Origin of the sequence: Citrobacter amalonaticus (assembly GCF_018323885.1) — a bacterium.
Classification (GTDB): domain Bacteria; phylum Pseudomonadota; class Gammaproteobacteria; order Enterobacterales; family Enterobacteriaceae; genus Citrobacter_A; species Citrobacter_A amalonaticus.
This window is the reverse complement of the sequence record NZ_AP024585.1, coordinates 3845385-3863488: the sequence shown is the minus strand read 5'-3', so window position 1 is coordinate 3863488 and position 18104 is coordinate 3845385. Positions and strand designations below refer to the sequence as shown.

At 55.3% G+C, this 18104-nt stretch carries 12 protein-coding genes; 2 read left to right on the top strand and 10 right to left on the bottom strand.

What is annotated here, in order from left to right:
• Positions 1–111: 111 nt before the first annotated feature.
• From KI228_RS18260 to mocA, 5 genes are all read right to left on the bottom strand, one after another.
• Positions 112–2982 (bottom strand): molybdopterin-dependent oxidoreductase Mo/Fe-S-binding subunit, encoded by a 2871-nt coding sequence (locus KI228_RS18260; protein WP_061069614.1) that lies wholly within the window; start codon positions 2980–2982, stop codon positions 112–114.
• Positions 2979–3758 carry a molybdopterin-dependent oxidoreductase FAD-binding subunit gene (ygfM, locus tag KI228_RS18255; protein WP_042999377.1) on the bottom strand — a complete coding sequence of 260 codons (780 nt, stop codon included), beginning with the start codon at positions 3756–3758 and terminating at the stop codon, positions 2979–2981. The genes KI228_RS18260 and ygfM overlap by 4 nt, the downstream gene beginning before the upstream one ends.
• Before the next feature lie 45 nt (positions 3759–3803).
• Positions 3804–5132 carry a putative aminohydrolase SsnA gene (ssnA, locus tag KI228_RS18250; RefSeq protein ID WP_044264399.1) on the bottom strand — a complete coding sequence of 443 codons (1329 nt, stop codon included), beginning with the start codon at positions 5130–5132 and terminating at the stop codon, positions 3804–3806.
• 2 nt (positions 5133–5134) lie between these two features.
• Complete coding sequence (ygfK, locus tag KI228_RS18245) at positions 5135–8239, bottom strand: putative selenate reductase subunit YgfK (RefSeq protein WP_061069616.1); 3105 nt, start codon at positions 8237–8239, stop codon at positions 5135–5137.
• A gap of 378 nt (positions 8240–8617) precedes the next feature.
• A complete protein-coding gene (gene mocA / locus KI228_RS18240) occupies positions 8618–9190 on the bottom strand; it encodes a molybdenum cofactor cytidylyltransferase (RefSeq protein WP_061069617.1) in 573 nt (190 codons plus the stop codon).
• A gap of 48 nt (positions 9191–9238) precedes the next feature.
• Between mocA and yqeC the strand changes: the two genes are divergently transcribed.
• Together yqeC and yqeB are read left to right on the top strand one after the other, a co-directional pair.
• Positions 9239–10006, top strand: a complete 768-nt coding sequence (gene yqeC / locus KI228_RS18235; RefSeq protein WP_044327190.1) for a selenium cofactor biosynthesis protein YqeC — start codon at positions 9239–9241, stop codon at positions 10004–10006.
• A 48-nt stretch (positions 10007–10054) separates the two neighbouring features.
• Positions 10055–11680 carry a selenium-dependent molybdenum cofactor biosynthesis protein YqeB gene (gene yqeB / locus KI228_RS18230; RefSeq protein ID WP_042999382.1) on the top strand — a complete coding sequence of 542 codons (1626 nt, stop codon included), beginning with the start codon at positions 10055–10057 and terminating at the stop codon, positions 11678–11680.
• Positions 11681–11770: 90 nt separating this feature from the next.
• Here yqeB and arcC read toward each other — a convergent pair whose 3' ends face one another.
• Genes arcC through ygeW form a run of 5 tightly spaced genes read right to left on the bottom strand, consistent with a single transcriptional unit; the run spans position 11771 to position 17880 of the window.
• Positions 11771–12703, bottom strand: a complete 933-nt coding sequence (gene arcC / locus KI228_RS18225) for a carbamate kinase (protein WP_042999383.1) — start codon at positions 12701–12703, stop codon at positions 11771–11773.
• A 13-nt stretch (positions 12704–12716) separates the two neighbouring features.
• Positions 12717–14123 carry a dihydropyrimidinase gene (gene hydA, locus KI228_RS18220; RefSeq protein ID WP_044264387.1) on the bottom strand — a complete coding sequence of 469 codons (1407 nt, stop codon included), beginning with the start codon at positions 14121–14123 and terminating at the stop codon, positions 12717–12719.
• A 48-nt stretch (positions 14124–14171) separates the two neighbouring features.
• Positions 14172–15383: a YgeY family selenium metabolism-linked hydrolase gene (locus KI228_RS18215; RefSeq protein WP_042999385.1), complete on the bottom strand. Its 1212-nt coding sequence runs from the start codon at positions 15381–15383 to the stop codon at positions 14172–14174.
• Between the two features lie 56 nt (positions 15384–15439).
• A complete protein-coding gene (dpaL, locus tag KI228_RS18210) occupies positions 15440–16636 on the bottom strand; it encodes a diaminopropionate ammonia-lyase (protein WP_061069618.1) in 1197 nt (398 codons plus the stop codon).
• A 56-nt stretch (positions 16637–16692) separates the two neighbouring features.
• Positions 16693–17880, bottom strand: a complete 1188-nt coding sequence (ygeW, locus tag KI228_RS18205; protein ID WP_042999387.1) for a knotted carbamoyltransferase YgeW — start codon at positions 17878–17880, stop codon at positions 16693–16695.
• Between the last annotated feature and the right edge of the window lie 224 nt (positions 17881–18104).

The following is an 18104-nucleotide window of genomic DNA, read 5'->3' as shown; positions in this document are numbered from 1 at the left end:
TTCTGCGAATTTGAGGCGCAGGTTGCCCTGAGAACGGCTTATCTCATTTCCGCAGACGGCATTTAATCGTTATTGAGTCATGTGAGCGGGCCGCCTGAGCGGCCCACGTTGTTACATTTTTTCCAGCGCGGTCAGTATTTTCTCCGGTGTGAAATGCCATTCGCGTAACCATACGCCACAGGCATCATGAATAGCGGTGGCAATGGCCGGTGCCGCGCCGTTAACGCCAATTTCAGAGATCGATTTGGCACCAAAGGGGCCAACCTTATCGTCGCTTGGCACCAGAACGGCACGAAAATCCCGAGGGATGTCGCCAATTTTTGGCGCACCGTAACTGCGCAGATCGCGGGTCAGCGGATGGCCTTCGGCATCATAGAGGATCTCTTCGCTCAGACTATGGCCAATGGCCCGCATTGACGCCCCGTAGATTTGCCCGAGTGCGAGTTCCGGGTTGACCGGTGTGCCACAGTCCAGCAGTGCGTAGAACTTGTCGAGACGGATTTCGCCGGTTCGGGTATTCACCGCGACTTCGGCGAAGTTCGCCCCATACGGAAATGCGAAGTCTGCGGTGATGTAACTGGCCGTGGCGACCAGCGTGCCAAAACCAGTTCCCGTCTCCGCTTTGTGCGCGATCTCAGCGTAACTCACTTCGCCCTGCTTGCCGCGTACAACGCCAGGTGCTACCAGTTGAACGTCAGCAACGGGTTCACCCAGCATCTGCGCTCCATGAAAGAGGATTTTCTCACGCAGGTTTTCTGCTGCCTTACGCGCCGCGTTCCCCGAGAAGCAGGTGCCGGATGAGGCGTAAGCGCCTTTGTCGAAGAGTGCATGGTCAGTATCGCCGGAAATGACATGCACTTCCTCTGGCGCACAGTGCAGCACTTCCGCCGTCAGTTTAGTGACAACCGTATCCAGCCCGGTGCCAATATCTGCGCCGCCGGAGTGGACGATGAAAGTGCCATCGGACTCCAGTTTGATCATGCAGTTCGCCTGATCGATGTCCGGGATCCCTGATTTCTGCATAATAATGGCGACCCCGCGACCGGTACGCCAGTCACCGTCCTGTGGTTTGGGCGACGACCAGTCGATCATCTTCCGTCCCTGACGCAGGATCGCTTCCAGTGCGCAACTGGCGGCGGAAGGAACGGAGGTTGGCGCTTTCCCTTCACCGATCGCGCCGAGAATTTTCAGTTCCTGTCCCTCGTGAACCCGATTGCGTTCGATGATCTCCAGTTGATCAATGTGCAGTTGTTCGGCAAGTTCGGCTAACGCCATCGTCATCGCAAAGGTGCCTTTCGGCGCGCCATAGCCCTGATACGCCCCCGTCGGACAGATATTGCTGTAGTAGGTGGTGACCTGGAAATCGACGTTGTCGCAGGGGTACAGCGGTAACGAGAGCGCCGGGCCGTTGCTCGGCACGGTCAACGAATGGTTGCCATATGGGCCAGTATTGGCGCGGAAGTCCATTTTGACCGCCGTCAGGCGACCATCTTTCTTCGCGCCAAGTTTGACCGTGACTTTTGCAACGTGACGGGAGGTATTGGCAATAAACTCCTCTTCACGGGTATAGCGGAAATAGACCGGGCGTCCGGTCACGCAGGTCGCCCATGCGCAGACTTCTTCCAGCAGGATGTCCTGTTTAGAACCAAAGCCGCCGCCGACGCGTTCCTTAATGACGTGGACTTTGTGCTGCTTCATGCCAACGAGACGGGCAACCTGGCGGCGAAGGTGCCACGGTACCTGAGTTGAGGCGTGAATGATCAGGCGATCGCCGTCCATGCGCGTAAAACAGATGTGAGGCTCTGCCGGACACTGCTGCGCCTGTGTGGAGTGATAAGTGCGCTCGATGACCACATCCGCTTCGGCAAACCCTTTCTCCATATCGCCGATATGACCATGAATGCTGGCGGCGATATTTTTCCGCGGGCGTGAACCAATCGGGAAGTTGATGACCATGTGCTCGCCACGTTGGGCGGCATGGCGGTTATCTTCTTCCAGTGTCTGTGGCGCGCCTGCAACGTACACTACCGGTTCATCGTGTACGACGGGTGCATCGTCTGCCATGGCTTCGTCTATCGACAATACCGGCTTAAGCACATCATATTTCACATCAATGAGTTCGAGCGCGGCCAGCGCAATCTCTTCGCTCTCTGCAACCACGGCGGCAACACGATCGCCGACATGGCGCATTTTTTTGCCGAACATGCGGCGGTCAAGCGGGGAGGGTTCAGGCGCGCTCTGCCCGCCGGGCGTATAATAGATATCCGGGCAGTTGCGGTGGGTGATCACGTGAACCACGCCGGGCAATGCTTCGGCTTTGCTGACGTCGAGATGAGTGATCAACGCATGGGCGTGCGGACTGCGCAGCATTTTAATTACGCAGGCGTCTGGGGTGATACGGTCTTCCACATAGCAGGGTTTGGCCTGGACCATTTTGGCCGCATCGGTTTTTGGCCAGGGTTTACCAATCACCGCGAGATCGTCGCGGAAAGTGGGGGCGACAGTCATACGGGCTTGCGGATCGTTTTTACGCGCCACCGCCAGTTCGATCACCTGATAATATTGCTGCCAACCCGCATCACGACTGAACAGGCCGGACAACGCATCGTCAATCTCTTCACGGGTAGGATTCGCGATTCGTTCCAGCAGATCGGTGATGATCAATGCGGCGGCCGGATCGTTATAACCGGACTGCACGACGCCGACATCCACCATCGCCTGTTGTACCAGGCTCAACGCATTCCATTGACCGAGTGATTCGCTGGTGCGAATCTCCGCGTGATCCAACTGCGCGGCAATCAGTAATGAGGCATTGACGATGCGACCGTTGTAGAGAATCGCGTCCGAACCGGCGAAACCGAATCCGTCATCACTGTTGCGCACGGAGTGCATGCCGAGGCTAAACAGCAGCTTCTGTACGTTTTCGCCCGGGTTAATCTTCATTTCACGGGCCATGCCGTTCAATGTGAAGTGAATCATCATACAACGTCCTCCCCGGCCATCAGACAGTCGGCATACAGATCGGCGACAACCACGCCGGTGATATAGCGCTTATAGGCCGCGCTGCCCCGAATATCATCCTGTGGGAACAGGGCGTTTGCGACCGCCTGTTCCAGTTCCGTACCTTCTCGCGTTTGTGTTTCCACGTCACGCAGGCGCAGTGCTTTGTCCGCCACGCCGTCCAGCGCGATGCACATGCCACCGTGCTCAGTCAACGCGACCGCCGCCGTCACGACGGTTAATCCGGCCTGTGAACGGCTCACTTTGCGCGTGGCGCAAGGGCGGAAGGGATCTTTAATGATAATTTCGGTGAGCAGGCGATCGCGTGGATCGGCGAGATAGCTTTCCAGCGACAGAGTTTCGCCATCACCACACACCAACTGGGCGTCCAGCGCCAGCAGGACGGGGAGTAACACGGACTCTTGCTGTTGCGCGGCAATCTCGCCGCCGAGGGTCGACTGGTTGCGAAGATGGCGGGAGTAGATAAAGCCTATCGCCTCACGCAGTGCCGCCGGGAGATAGCGGGCGTCATGCAACGGTTGCAGGCGAGTCATCGCCCCAATACGCAATGCGCCATTGTCCCAGTCAATCCACTCCAGTTCCAGATCCTGCAATGAAATGGCAATCCGCTTATCGGTACGCGTTGGCGTGGCGTTAAGTTTGCTGCCCCCGGCAAACCAGACGGCGTCCTCCTGATAGCGGCGCTTGAGTTCCAGCGCCTGGTCAACGGAGTCGGGCCTGAAAAATTGTTCAATCATCATCATTCCTCATCACTCCCTCTCCCGTTCAGGAGAGGGTATGGGCTATGCCAGCGCATCCATTCGCCGCCACATGTTGGCGGCGGCTTTTCGGGCCTGCGCATAAATGGAATCGGTATCGAAAGTAAACTGACGGTCTTCATACACCATCACGCCATTCACCATCACGCTGTGCACGCTGCCTGAACCGAGACCGAAAGCGATATGCCCGGCAACGTTTTCAGCAATCAGCGGCGTCGGCGACGAATAGTCGAGGAGGGTTAAATCGGCTTTATAACCGGCTTCCAGTTGGCCAAAGTTTTCTCCGAAGTTGCGGTGCAACAGTTCGTTGCCGTTCGCCAGAGCTTTCGCAAAGCTGTCAGGCCACAGAGGACCGCCCGCGTCGCGATGTTTGAAGAAGGCAAATTTCATCTCTTCAAGCATGTCGGAGCCGATACCGTCCGTCCCCAGCGCCAAATTGCGAATATGGGTAAGATGGTGGTTATAGCCCACATGGTTGTTCATGTTGGAGCGGGCATTGTGTACCAGGAAGGCATCTTGCTGATTCAGCAGGGCGATATCTTCCGCAGACAAGTACAAGCCGTGTGCGACCAGCGTTTTACGGTCAATGAGCCCATATTCCGCCAACCTGACCAGCAGGTCTTTACCGTACAGATGATGACTGTGGGAGACATCGTAGCGGTCTTCCGCCGCATGGATGTGCAGCCCGCGCCCGGTCGCGTTGATGGCCTCGCGTAGCATCTCCAGACCGGCATCGGGCACGGTAAAGGGGGCATGCGCGCCAATGTGCGCTTCCACCAGGTACGGCTCGCTACCGCTCTCTCGCGCATGGTCTATCTGACGGGCGAAGCGAATATTCTCTTCGACGCCTGCCTGTAGCTCTTTGATACCTTCGTTACGGTCGGTGGTTTCAAAGCAGGTCATTGCCCGCAGACCGACTTTTAAAAAGGCTGAACGCAGCGTAGAGAGCGAGCCCTGGATGTAGCCTGGTGAAGCATGGTGATCGATAACCGCAGAGCATCCGCTCTTAATCGCCTCCAGCGAGCAAATTAGTCCGCTGTAGTAGAGCGACTCTTCGTCCAGCGCCCGGTCCAGGCGCCACCACAGGTTTTTCAACGTTGAGATAAAGTCCGGGCTGGGGGCGATATTGGCCTGGATCCCGCGCGATAAACCGGAGTAGAAGTGGTTATGCGCACAGACCAGGCCTGGCATCACGATTCGCCCATGCATCTCTTTCCATTGCGCTTGCGGATAGCGCTGCGTCAGGGCGTCACCCACCTCAACAATAACGTCTTTGTCGATTGCAATATCCACCCCTTCACGCACGCTGGCCGGATGAAGTTGTACGGCGGTGACATTTTTCAGAATCAACATGATTACACCTCCACGCGGCCTAACAGGTAATGGTGATGCTGGTGGACATAGCTAATGACGCGGCACATGTCATCCAGTTCCGGCGGGATGCTGGCGAACTGCCCATCATGGCTGATGTTTAATACCCAGCTTTGGTCATTCAGCCGGACCCTGACCCGATCGTCTTCCACCAGGAAGCCCGGGTTACTGCTGTTGTCGAAATCCTGCGGCAGGCTAAAGAGCGTGACTTTGTCTTTATACGGCTTGCCCTGCCACGGACAGAATTGAGCGCAGTTACCGCATTCGTTGCAGTAAGCATCCAGATGTAGCGTCTGGAAGCGATTCTGGAATCCCGGCACGGGAATTGACACATTGGCGCGGTTCGGACAGACATCCACGCATTTGCTGCAGACATAGTTGCATTCAAGGCAGCGGGCCGCTTCCTGGGCGACAAAGGCGTCACGGTCATCTTTATCGACCTTCGCGACCGCGATCTCGCCTTTACGCTGATAGATTTCAGCGGGGCTGACGTTATTCCAGCGTTTATCGCCATGGTGGGAGCGGATATTTTCCCGCCAGAGGATGGTATCCGTGGCCCGACGCGCAGAGCCGATGGCGGCAACAATGGATGATGGACCACGCTGGACGTCGCCAATCATGAACACGTCGGTGAGGCGGGTTTCGCCGTTGTGATTCACCTCTGGCCAGCCTTTGCTGTCAAGCGGAACACCCATTGCATTCAGTGCTTCGGTATCCTGCTGTTCACCAATGGCGGTAATCAGACTATCGATGTGCAGCGTCAGCGTTTCGTCGGTTTCAACCGGGCGGCGCCGTCCTTTCTCATCCGGCTCTCCGAGCGTCATGACGCGCAGGGTGAGTGTACCATCCGCATCAAAACGTTCAGGGTTGTTGAGAAAACGGAACTCAACCCCATCGTGCAGGGCTTCTTCATACTCTTCACGCCAGGCGGGCATCTCCTGCAACGAACGGCGGTAGACCACGGTGACTTTCTCCACACCCGGCACGCGCAGTGCCGCACGGGCACAGTCCATCGCCGTGTTGCCCGCGCCGACGATCGCCACATGCTTACCGAGCGTCAACGCAGTTCCCTGATTGTATTCACGCAGGAAGGGAAGCGATTTCCAGATGTTGGGGTTATCGCCGTCGAGCTTCACGCCGCTGTTTTTATCCGTACCGGTTGCGATCAGAACGTAGTGGAACCCCTTTTCTTTCAGGCTCTGTACGGTCAGATCAGGCGCACAGCCATATTCGAACTTCACGCCGTGATCGGCGACAAAATCGATATCGTGCTGGATGAGTTCTGCCGGAATACGGAACTGAGGAATGATATTTTTCACCACGCCGCCCGCGTTGGCTTCGCGTTCAAATAGCGTCACCGGGTGTCCTGCCCGGGCAAGGAAGTAACCGGCCGCAAGCCCGGCCGGGCCCGCACCGATGACTGCAACCGGATGACGAGAGCCTGAGCCTGCGGGTTTGTGCCAGCGCTGTTTGTATTCATCCCACCCCTTTTCCAGCGCCACTTTTTTCAGTTCACGGATGTTCAAAGCGCTGTCATAGTCCAGACGGGTACAGTTGTACTGACACTGATGATCGCAGATATGACCGGTGATTGCCGGGAGGGCGTTTCGCTGATAAATCAGTTCCAGCGCGTCGGCATAACGCTGCTCGCCCAGCAGGCGAATATACTCCGGAATGTCCTGTTTGATGGCGCAGGCCGTAATACACGGGGCGACGTAGCAGTCGGTCAGCGGCAAGCCGCCGGCCACGTCAATGCGCTCTTCAGGTTTCCAGTGTTTTTGGGTATAGGCCATCGTGACGGCCTCTTCCGCCAGTCGATTCAGTCGTTCGACATCGACATGTTCCATTCCCCACGCATCTGAAGACTCCAGCTCACGCATACAGGCGCTGAGTCGGAGGTAACCGCCTGGCTTTAACAGGTCGGTCGCCATGGTGATCGGACGAATGCCGGTGTCAAAGATATCGCGGATGGTCAACTGGCTGGCGCCGCCGGAATAGGAGATGGGCAATTGGCCGTCGAAGGCCCGGGAAAGCACGGCCGCCACGTTGATTGAGAGCGGGAACAGCGCCCGGCCAGACATATACATCTCTTCGCCGGGAAGCGCACCTTTATTATTGACGGTGCCCAGGGTGTTGGTGAGTTTTACGCCAAAACCCAGCGACTTTTCTTTTGCCAGCGCCATCAGGCGCTGCAACATTTCCAGCGCCTGGGTGAGCTTCAGATCGTGCTCAAATGACTCTTCTTTTAAGCCGATATAACCGAAGCCACAGCTGTCCAGAATTTCACGTACGCGTGAATAGCCCAGCAGCGTCGGATTCAGCTTCACAAAGGTATTCAGCCCTTTTTCTTCCAGCATATAGCGGCAGATGGCTTCGATTTCGTGCGGTGGGCAGCCGTGCATCGTGGACAGCGTGACGCCCTGCACCAGTTTTGTGGGAATGCGTCCCGGCAGCGCCTGTAGACGTTCCCGATGTGCGTTCAACCCGTGGCGCGCGAGGAATGTTTCATCATGCAGCCATCGCTGTAGCGTGTCGCGGTACTGCACAAATTTAGGGTGCGCGGATGCGTCCATCATGCTGTCGATGAACGCCTGCATGGGCGGTTGCTTGATGCCGTCGAGGTTATAGCCGACGCTCATATTAAAAATGAACGATTTACCGGTATCGCTACCTGAAGGTTGCAGCAGTTGCTCCAGTAAATGCAGGGCGAACCAGGCTTTAAGATACTCATCCCATGCTTTCAGCAGGGTAAATTCCGTCGACCATTCGGTATTGAAGCACTCATCTTCCGCATCAATACAGGGTTTTTCCAGTTCGAGCCGATCGAGAATTTGCACTGTTTTGAGTTCAATAAACCGACCGCCAGTCAGCCAGGAGGTGATGATATTTTGTGCGAGCTGGGTGTGCGGGCCGGCGGCGGGGCCGACGGGGGTGGCACAGGTTTCACCAAATACGCTTATCGATTTGCCTTTTTCCGGTGAATAGAACTGCTGCTCAGGAATACCAAAGATCGAGCGCTGCTGCTGATATTCATCAAATAGGCGCGTCAAAAGTTCCTCAAACGGAATCGGACGCATTATATCCCCCATACCCCTCTCCTTAGCTTTACTCGGCTTTCTTCAGGTCGTGGCAAGACAACCGGAAGGTGCGCGTGTTCATAGATGTCATTGGTTGACCGGGACTGATAAAGCCGGCGGTTTGGAGAAATAGAGCAACATTCGCACCACTACTCACAAAGCAGAGCCATAAAAATATAATTTTGTGAGGCGCTTCTAATCTTAAGTCTGCTTTGTGAAATATCTCACAAACGCTAAATGAGAATGAAAATCAGCCGGGAGAGGTATGGCGATAAGGTATTTCATCATCGCATTCTGTTTTCTCAAAAATGGCGATCGCTTATCATTATGATAAGTGAAAAATGAATCGGGAAATATTTGAACGCAATCGTTTAACTCCGTATTTCCTATTTATCTGTGTCGATTCTGCGCATTGATAAAATCCTCTGGTGTATCAATATCCAGAGTGATTCGGGCATCGTTTATTTCAATAAGATTATGTTTTCCGCGCAGCAATGCCTGACGCATATTGCTGACATCCGGTTGTGAGATGGCCTGCAACAGGCATTTTTTGGAAAGTAATACAGGATGGCCGGGCTGGCCCTGATAGCAAGGGATAAGTGCGTTATCGTTACGTAACGCCCAGATTTTACGGAAAATATCGTTATTCAGTTCAGGCATGTCACCGTGCGTGATGAAGCAGTGCCCGCTGTTCACGGCGGCAGCGCCAACCTTAATTGACGTAAATAAACCCTGAGCATAATCCGGATTGTACGTAATAATAATATTAGGCTGATTCGCATAGCGATTATGTATCTCCGTGGCGCGGTAACCGGAAACTAATATCACCCGGTTACAAAATTGCAGCGCGTTTTTGATACTTGCATCAAGAATTGTTCCTGCGTGCCAGGGTAACATCATTTTCCATTTTCCCATTCTGGATGATAACCCAGCAGCAGTAATTATACAGTCGACGACAGGCATGGCGATTCCATAATGTCTATTAGATGTTATGTCACTTCAGAGAGGCTTATGAGTATACCGGGGCATGCTTCTTTATTCTTTGATTTAGGTGCACAGAAACGGCCAACGGTTATTTCAATTGTCGGTGCGGGTGGGAAAACCAGTACGCTTTTCTGGCTCGCTCATCTCTTTCAGTTATCAGGTCGACGGGTATTCATCACCACGACGACGCATATGTTTCTGCCTGACCACTCCTGGCCGACCCTTTTCTGTCGGGAGCCCGCCGGGTTGCCGTATCACGTGTTAATGCAACCCATCATCACCTGCTTTCGGTCGTGGAAAGCGCCATTGGGAAAAGCACGTGGTTTCTCACCCGACGCCATCGATGCCTTAGCCAGACGATCGGAATGTGACGTGGTTCTCGTCGAGGCAGACGGCGCACGCGGAATGCCGCTTAAAGCGCCAGATGAGCACGAACCTTGCATACCTGAAAGCAGTTGCTGCGTGATTGCCGTGATGGGTGGACACCTGCTGGGGAAACGCGTGGGGGCAGAGCAGGTGCATCGTTGGTCGCCGTTCGCCGGGATGACAGGCCTGACGGAGGGATCCCCCTTATCGCTGAAGGCGCTGGTTCGCCTGGTTCAGCATCCACAGGGAGCATTCAAAAATGCCCCGCCAGCCAGTCGACGCGTCTGGTTTCTCAATCGTTTTTCTCAATCTGAGAATGCCATTGATGAACGCGAGCTCATCCAACTGTTGTCAGACGGTGATGTGCAGGCTATCTGGCTGGGGAATGCACAGGAAACGCCTGCAATCACGCGCAGATTTGTGAGATAGCGACGCCGGGAACACCGGGTTCCTGAAAAGATATCCATTGAGGTCTGTATGAATATTTTCACAGAGGCTGCAAAACTTGAAGAGCAAAACCGCCCATTTGCGCTGGCGCAGATTGTCGATAGCCGGGGGTCCACGCCCCGCCATTCGGCACAGATGCTGGTACATCAGGATGGGTCTATCGTCGGGACTATCGGCGGAGGCATGGTGGAGCGCAAGGTGATCGACGAAGCGCTGCTGGCGTTACAGGAAAGAAAGCCGCGTATGTTTCATGGCCGGATGGCCCGCAACGGCGCCGATGCCGTTGGCTCGGACTGCGGCGGCGCGATGTCGGTTTTTATTAGCGTGCACGGCCTGCGCCCGCGACTGGTGTTAATCGGCGGCGGGCATGTCAACCGGGCGATTGCCCAGGGGGCAGCGCTGTTAGGGTTTGATATTGCCGTAGCGGATGTTTATCGCGAAAGCGTTAACCCGGACGCTTTTCCTCCCTCGGTACAGTTGTTACATGCCGATTCTTTTACCGCGGCAGTGGATGCGCTGGAGATCCGTCCGGACAACTTTGTGCTTATCGCGACGAACAATCAGGATCGGGAAGCGCTGGACAAATTGATCGAGCAACCCGTCGCGTGGCTGGGTTTGCTGGCAAGCCGTCGTAAAGTGCAGTTGTTTATGCGTCAGTTACGGGAGAAGGGCGTCGGTGAAGAGCACATTGCCCGCCTGCATGCGCCGGTGGGTTACAACATTGGTGCTGAAACGCCGCAGGAGATTGCGGTCAGCGTGTTGGCGGAGATCTTACAGGTTAAAAATAATGCGCCTGGTGGACTGATGATGCGCACCGCGCATCCGTCCGGCCATCAGCGGGTGGTGATTCGTGGCGCGGGAGATATCGCCAGCGGCGTGGCGCTGCGATTGTTCCATGCCGGTTTCAAAGTGATCATGCTGGAAGTGGAGAAACCGACCGTCATTCGCCGCAGCGTTGCGTTCGCGCAGGCCGTCTTTGATGGTGAAATGATCGTGGAAGGCGTGACGGCAAGACTGGCCACCTCGTCAGCAGAAGCGGCGGCGTTAGCCGAGCGTGGTTTTATCCCGATTCTGGTCGATCCAGCCGGTTCGCTGATTGACGCACTGAAACCCGTCTGCGTAGTGGATGCGATTCTGGCAAAACAAAATCTGGGTACGCGAAAAGATATGGCTCCTGTGACCATTGCGTTGGGGCCTGGGTTTACTGCGGGTGAAGACTGCCATGCGGTGATTGAAACAAATCGTGGACACTGGCTGGGTCAGGTGATTTACGCCGGTTGTGCACAGGAAAATACCGGGATACCCGGCAATATCATGGGGCATACCGCACGACGGGTGATTCGTGCACCCGCCGCAGGCATCATGCGCGCCAGAGTGAAATTAGGCGATCTGGTAGAAGAGGGCGAGGTGATTGCCTGGATTGGCGAAAACGAAATCATGGCACCGCTGTCGGGGATGGTGCGCGGCCTGTTAAGTGACGGGCTGGCGGTGGTGGGCGGTTTTAAAATCGGCGATATCGACCCGCGCGGCGAGACGGCGGATTTTACCAGCGTCTCTGATAAAGCGAGAGCGATAGGCGGCGGAGTGCTGGAAGCGCTCATGATGCTGATGCATCAGGGAGTGAAGTCAACAAATGAGGTGCTTGAAGTGGCGTAATGCGAATGGCCACATGGCGCTATGTTTATCCGGCCTGGGAGGCGCCAGGCCGGGTACGCAAAGCGCCCCCGGCGAATAAAACGCATCATATTACTGGCAGATAACCGTTCCGGTTTTTCCCTCAATCCCTTCTTTCGCTTTACTGAGCACCGTGATCAAGGCTTCCCGACCGGGGCGGGAGCGGGCGAACGACGCTGCGGCCTCCACTTTCGGCAACATAGAACCTTTAGCGAAATGCCCTTCGCTGATAAAGCGTTCCGCATCGCTCAACGACAGGCGATCCAGCCATTGCTCATTTTCTTTACCGAAGTTAATAGCCACTTTTTCGACCGCCGTCAGGATGATGAGCATATCCGCGTCGATCATCTCTGCCAGGCGGGCACTGGCCCAGTCCTTATCGATCACCGCGCTGGCCCCCCGCAGATGGTTGCCTTCGCGAATCACCGGAATACCGCCTCCGCCCACGGTAATAACCACCTGTCCGGCCTCAACCAGCGCCTTAACGGTTTCTTTCTCAATGATGTCCACCGGCTTAGGCGAGGCCACGACACGACGATAACCACGTCCGGCATCTTCTCTAAGCGTATAACCTTGTTTTTCCAGCTGTTCCGCTTCCTGCTGTGTGAAGAATGAACCGATGGGTTTGGTGGGGTTCAGAAACGCAGGATCGTGGGCGTCGACTTCTACCTGCGTCACCAGTGTGGCGACAGGTTTGTGCATCCCGCGTGAGAGCAATTCTTCGCGCAGCGCGTTTTGCAGATCGTAACCGATATAGCCCTGGCTCAATGCCACGCAGACGGACATCGGTAGCATTGGCGAGTGCGCCTCTGTTTTTGCCGCGGCTTCGAATGCCTGGTTGATCATACCCACCTGCGGCCCGTTACCATGAGTCACGATAACCTCATGACCCTGCGCAATGAGATCCACAATGGCCTGCGCGGTGATTTTGACGGCCTGCATCTGTCCGGCCAGATCCTCACCCAACGCGTTACCACCCAGCGCGAGAACAATTTTCTTCCTCATTTTTCCTCACTTATCATACACAGTTATCTGTTTCACCCACGCCGGGCGGGGTAAACGGCTTACGTCGTAAGAAGCGGCCCCGGCCTGCTTTCCCTGTAAAGACGCCATCGCAGAAGATCGTTTCGCCACGCGACAGCGTTCTGACAATCGCACCCTGACAGCGGAACCCCTCCCAGGGCGAATAATCAGCGTTATCGTGCAGGTGAGCATGATGGATCGTCTGGCTCTGGCGGGGATCGATAATCACCACATCGCCATCAGCGCCAGGTGCCAGTTGCCCCTTCTGCGGCCACACGCCGAACAGCCTGGCAGGCGTCGCGCTGGTTAACGCGACAAAGCGTTCAGGGGTAATTCGCCCGCTCATCACACCTTCAGAAAAGAGCAGTTGCAGGCGGTTTTCCACGCCGGGCAAACCATTCGGGCAGCGGCTGAAATCGCCGCCTGAGATCTGCTGGCGCTGCGCCATTGAGAAGGTGCAGTGGTCAGTCGCCACCACGTCAATGGCGCCGTCACTGATGCCGCACCAGAGCTTGTCCTGCTCGCGTACATTGCGTAACGGCGGGCTGAGAATGAAGTTCAGGCCGTCTTCCCCGTCATAACGGCGTTCATCCAGCAGCAGATATTGCGGACAGGTCTCTATCCACACGGGCTGATGATTCGCTTTCGCCAGGCGTAAATAGTCCAATCCCAGGCCATTGGACAGGTGGACGATATACAACGGCGCGTTTCCCGCTAACTGCGCAAGGTTAATCATCCGGGCGATGGCTTCGGCTTCACATTCCAGCGGTCTGCTCAGGGCGTGATAGCGTGGCGACGTTAAGCCAGCGGCAATGAATTCGGCCCGTTTACTGGCGATGGCGGCGTCGTTTTCCGGGTGGACGGTGGTCAGCGCGCCGGACTTGTGCAAACGGCGCAGCACCTGCAAGGTTTCATCATCGTTGAGTTTGTACTGGTAGGTCAGATAGAGCTTGAAGCTGCTGATGCCTTCTTCCACCATCATCGGGATCTCGTCGAGGATGGCATGATTGACGTGCTGAATGACGCCATGGAAACTGTAGTCGATCGCCGCTTTGTGCGCGGCGTACCCCTGGTAGACTTCCAGTTGATGGCGCAGGCGACAGCCTGACGGGCCAAATCCCATATGGTCAATAATGGTTGTTGTACCGCCACACGCCGCGGCGCGGGTGCCGGTAAAAAAATCATCACAGCTACGGGCGAGGCCGGTGTCGATATTGAAATGCGTATGTACATCCACGCCGCCGGGAAAAACGTAACATCCCGCAGCATCAATCACTTCACACGAAGGGGGCGGCGTAATCTCCGCATCCCGTTGACGAACGATACCGTTCTCAATCAGCAGGTCCTGTTTAGCCTGTCCGTCGGCGTTAACGACAATGCCATTTTTAATCAATACGCGCATAGCACACTCCAGAAATCCCCCGGTAAACCGGGGGAGACAGATGGATCGTTATTTCGTTGCCAGCCAGGACAGTGGAATGGCAGCGTACATCGCGGCGCAGGTCACCAGATGTGATTTCCAGGTTTTTTCATTTGGCGCGTGGGCTTCGGGTTCTTTACCCGGACCAAAACCGATCACCGGAATACCGTGACGTCCCATAATCGATACGCCGTTGGTGGAGAACGTCCACTTGTCGACCACCGGTGCTTTGCCGAACAGACCTTCATAGGCATTGACCAGCGCTTTGACGGTGAAGTGATCTTCTTCCACTTTCCAGGTTGGGAAGTAGCATTCGGTCGGGTAAACCAGCCCGGTCCAGGAAGGGCGGTCATAGTTGTACATCGAGACCACCGCATTGGCTTTTTTTACAGCCGGCAGGGCGCGAATCTCTTCCAGCGCGCCTTCCCAGGTTTCACCCCAGGTCAGACGACGGTCGATGGAGACGGCGCAACTGTCCGCCACGGCGCAGCGGCTTGGCGAGGTGAAGAAGATTTCGGAAACGGTTAAGGTCCCTTTACCGAGGAATTCGTCATAAGCCAGATGTTGTGACAATTCCTGTAACTCGTTGAGGATTGGTCCCATTTTAAAAATGGCGTTATCGCCGCGTTCCGGGGCGGAACCGTGACAACTGACTCCCTGCACATCAATGCGTATTTCCATGCGCCCGCGCTGTCCACGATAAACCTGGCAATCAGTCGGCTCGGTACTGACAACAAACTCCGGACGGATACCGGATTGCTCAATGATGTACTGCCAGCACAGACCATCGCAGTCCTCTTCCTGTACCGTGCCGGTGACCAGCAGCGTGTACTCATCTTCCAGACCGAGATCTTTAATGATCTTCCCGGCGTAAACCATGGACGCCATGCCGCCTTCCTGGTCAGATGTGCCGCGTCCACCGATCAGTTCATCGGTCTCCATCCCTTCATAGGGATCAAAATTCCAGTTGTTGATGTTGCCGATACCGACCGTGTCGATATGCGCGTCCATTGCGACCAGGCGCGGGCCATGGCCGATGTATCCCAGAATGTTGCCCATCGGGTCGATCTCGACTTTATCGAAACCGACTTTCTCCATTTCTTGTTTGATGCGATGGATAACCCGTTTTTCATCGCAGCTTTCGCTGGGAATGGCGACCATGTCGCGCAGGAAACGCGTCATGTCTTCTTTGTAGTCGTTTGCTTTTTCAAGAATCAGTTTAAAAGGAATGTGCTTAGCCATGACTTTTCTCCAGTGTTCGCTCCCGAATCTCCTGGGGAGCGTTTTCCAATAGGGGGTTACAGTGCGACCGGATGTTTGCCTTCCCAGACCACTTCCCGGTAGTGCTTCACATCGGTATCGCCTTCGGTACTGATGACCAGCACAACGGCATCTTTATCTAACGCCAGTTTGTCCATCAGGGCCTGGCGCTGTGGGTGATGATGGACGGCAGCCAGAACGCCCAATCCTACGGCGCCGGACTCGCCGGAGATCACCCGTGGGTCGCTGCCAAAAGGATTACCCAGCACGCGCATGCCCAGCGCGGCGACGCTGTCCTGGCAGGAGATAAATTGGGTGGCGCAGTTGCGCAGAATTTCCCAGCCGAGCGGGTTAGGTTCACCACAGGCCAGACCGGCCATGATGGTTGCCATATCTCCCCCAACGTTGACGATGTCGCCTTTCACGCCGGAACGATAAATACAGTCCGCTTTGTCCGGTTCGACGATAATGCTGTGCAGGTTTTGCGGGCCATAGACGTCGACCAGATAGCCCAGCACGCCGCCCGCCATGGCGCCAACGCCAGCCTGTAACAGCACGTGGGTCGGTGTGACGTCCAGGGAGCGCATTTGCTCAACGGCCTCATCGGCCAGCGTGGCGTAGCCCTGCATAATCCAGGTGGGGATTTTGGTGTAACCTTCCCAGGCGGTGTCCTGCACCACTTCCCAGCCGTTTTGTTGGGCGTGCTGCATGGTCAGACGAACGGTATCGTCATAGTTCATGTCGGTGACAATGCACTCCGCGCCGAGGTTGAGAATGGCGTCCACGCGTTCTTGCGCTGAGCCTTTCGGCATGTAAACCACCGCATGTTGTCCGAGTTGTTGTGCCGCCCAGGCAATACCGCGACCGTGGTTACCGTCGGTGGTGGTGGCAAACGTCATTTTTTCGCCGATGGCGTTTTTGAGCTGTTCGAAAGAGAGCGTCTCAATATCAAGATGATATTTCTCACACAACAGGCAGGCGATGGCAAAAGCCCCGCCGAGCATCTTGAACGCGTTCAGTCCAAAGCGTTTTGACTCATCTTTGACGAGGATTTTTTTCACGCCAAACAGTTGGGCGAGGTCATCCAGCGCACAGAGCGGCGTTGGGTGGTAGCCCGCGATCTTTTGATGGAACTGGCGAGCCACTTTGGCCTGTTTTTGCGAAAAAAGGGGCGATGTTTCACCGTTGTAAAAGCGGTTATCGGCAATATCGATCTTCAGTGAGAAAACGGACATATCCTATCCTTTTGGCCTCCGGAAAGGAGAGCCGACCGGCAGGTCGGCTCAGGGGGTTATTTCACGCGTGGTTGCGCTTCTTTCAACAACTGCTCCAGCAGTACGCCAGGCTTCGGATATTTGCGGGAGAGGATCATCGCGGCGATGATGTAGGGCTTCCAACTGGCTTCTTTGTACGTTGCGATGCGGTATTTTTCGAATACGGCGTCGGTGACTTCCCCTTCTTTGCAGGAGACGCCGCTGATATCCGCGGGCAGGCAGTGCATATACAGCGCTTCGCCGTCGCGGGTGAGTTGCATCATTTCTTCAGTGCAGTGCCAGTTTTTATGCTTTGCGTTTTGCTCAAGACACTGTCTTTCCAGCTCTTTCAGGGCCGCGTGATCGTTGGCGCGCAGAAGTTCGGTACGTTCTTCCATCACTTTGTAAGGCGCCCATGATTTCGGATAGACGATGTCGGCATCTTTGAAGGCTTCTTCCATGCTGGTGACCTGGCGGAAGCTGCCGCCGGACGCGTTCGCGTTGTTTTTCGCCACTTCAATCACGTCCGGGATCAGGTCATATCCTTCCGGATGCGCCAGGGTGACGTCCATACCGAAGCGGGTCATCAGACCGATAATGCCTTGTGGCACAGAGAGGGGTTTGCCGTAGCTGGGTGAGTAGGCCCAGGTCATGGCGATTTTTTTACCCTTAAGGTTTTCCAGCGAACCAAAATGTTCACGTAGCCAGGCCAAATCCGCCATCGCCTGTGTTGGATGGTCGATATCGCATTGCAGGTTAACTAACGCCGGACGCTGCGGCAGCACGCCCTGTTTGTAGCCGTCATCCAGCGCGGCGCCGACTTCACGCATATAGGCGTTGCCCGCACCAAGATACATGTCGTCGCGAATACCAATGGCGTCGGCGCAGAAGGAGATCATATTGGCCGTTTCGCGGACGGTTTCGCCGTGTGCGATTTGTGATTTTCCTTCGTCCAGATCCTGCTGAGCCAGGCCGAGCAGGTTAAGGGCGGACGCGTAAGAAAAGCGGGTACGGGTGGAGTTATCGCGGAAAACGGAAATCCCTAATCCACTATTGAAGACTTTGGTCGCGATGTTTTCGGCACGCAGCATCTTCAGCGCAGCAGCGACGTCCAGGACTTGTTTCAGTTCATCCGGCGTCTGTTCCCACGTAAGCAAAAAATCCTTCTCGTGAAGGTGTGAGGTCAGCGAATTGATATCCTTTATCAGCTCATTAACAGTTTTCATGGTAAGGTCCTGGTAGTGGAATGACGGCAAGGTGGCTTATTCGCGGTAATGACAAGCGGCATCACCGATATACCAGGGACTAACAATAAGCGTGCCAAAATGAATCCGACGGCGGATAAATAGGAAATCATCAGGCAATATGTGGCACTGATCACAAAATAAAGCTATCTGTAATTCGTCATGAATATACGAAAACGTTTGGCTTAATAAATAACGCAATGTGT

What these genes read in the sequence shown, in the direction of transcription:
- KI228_RS18260 (WP_061069614.1), bottom strand. Translation starts at nt 2,982, where the DNA reads ATGATGATTCACTTCACATTGAACGGCATGGCCCGTGAAATGAAGATT.
- ygfM (WP_042999377.1), bottom strand. Translation starts at nt 3,758, where the DNA reads ATGATTGAACAATTTTTCAGGCCCGACTCCGTTGACCAGGCGCTGGAA.
- ssnA (WP_044264399.1), bottom strand. Translation starts at nt 5,132, where the DNA reads ATGTTGATTCTGAAAAATGTCACCGCCGTACAACTTCATCCGGCCAGC.
- ygfK (WP_061069616.1), bottom strand. Translation starts at nt 8,239, where the DNA reads ATGGGGGATATAATGCGTCCGATTCCGTTTGAGGAACTTTTGACGCGC.
- mocA (WP_061069617.1), bottom strand. Translation starts at nt 9,190, where the DNA reads ATGCCTGTCGTCGACTGTATAATTACTGCTGCTGGGTTATCATCCAGA.
- yqeC (WP_044327190.1), top strand. Translation starts at nt 9,239, where the DNA reads ATGAGTATACCGGGGCATGCTTCTTTATTCTTTGATTTAGGTGCACAG.
- yqeB (WP_042999382.1), top strand. Translation starts at nt 10,055, where the DNA reads ATGAATATTTTCACAGAGGCTGCAAAACTTGAAGAGCAAAACCGCCCA.
- arcC (WP_042999383.1), bottom strand. Translation starts at nt 12,703, where the DNA reads ATGAGGAAGAAAATTGTTCTCGCGCTGGGTGGTAACGCGTTGGGTGAG.
- hydA (WP_044264387.1), bottom strand. Translation starts at nt 14,123, where the DNA reads ATGCGCGTATTGATTAAAAATGGCATTGTCGTTAACGCCGACGGACAG.
- KI228_RS18215 (WP_042999385.1), bottom strand. Translation starts at nt 15,383, where the DNA reads ATGGCTAAGCACATTCCTTTTAAACTGATTCTTGAAAAAGCAAACGAC.
- dpaL (WP_061069618.1), bottom strand. Translation starts at nt 16,636, where the DNA reads ATGTCCGTTTTCTCACTGAAGATCGATATTGCCGATAACCGCTTTTAC.
- ygeW (WP_042999387.1), bottom strand. Translation starts at nt 17,880, where the DNA reads ATGAAAACTGTTAATGAGCTGATAAAGGATATCAATTCGCTGACCTCA.